This is a genomic window from Streptomyces sp. WM6386, from assembly GCF_000972385.1.
GTDB lineage: Bacteria > Actinomycetota > Actinomycetes > Streptomycetales > Streptomycetaceae > Streptomyces.
On sequence record NZ_JXTE01000383.1, the window covers coordinates 1 to 589 of the forward strand.

1 protein-coding gene is annotated in these 589 nt (G+C 70.5%); it reads right to left on the reverse strand.

The features are described 5' to 3' along the window. On the reverse strand, window positions 1–319 hold a 319-nt coding region (locus tag TN53_RS48880; RefSeq protein ID WP_420719172.1), incomplete at its 3' end, for an acyltransferase family protein. Window positions 320–589 lie beyond the last annotated feature (270 nt).

Sequence of the window (589 nt, forward strand, 5' to 3'; positions counted from 1 at the left end):
GGCCGATGCGACCGGTACGGGCGTACTCGGCGACCAGCAGCCGGGTGATGACGAAACCGCTGAGGGTGAAGAAGACGTCGACGCCCACTGATCCTCCGGGCACCAGGTCCGGCTCCACGTGATAGACGATCACCAGCACCACGGCGACCGTCCGCAGTCCGTCCAGCCCTGCCACCCGCCCACCACGCAGCGCCGACGAGAAGCCCCGCCCCGCAGGTCTGCGCGGTTGCGCCGATGAGGGGGCGAGCACAGGCGCCGCTCGCACACCCGGGTTCTGCTCCGTGGCCTCGTCCACCGTGCTCGCATGGGGGGTGCTCATAACGGCGGCGTCGGCCCAGGCGCAGCGGGCTCACACAATTTCTCATCCTCCCCTCATGGTCGGGGCGCCGTCCGGTCGTAAGGCGGCGTGGGTGAGACTTGCCCGGTGGCACGCACAGACGAGATCGCTCAGGGCGCACCGAACGCATCTGCATCCGACACGGCGCCGAACCCCCCGCCTCCACCCGGTCAAGCCCCTGGACCGGTTGCGCGTATGCCGCGCTGGCTGCCGCGCGCCATGGTGCTCGCACTCGCCCTTGTCGCCGTGTTC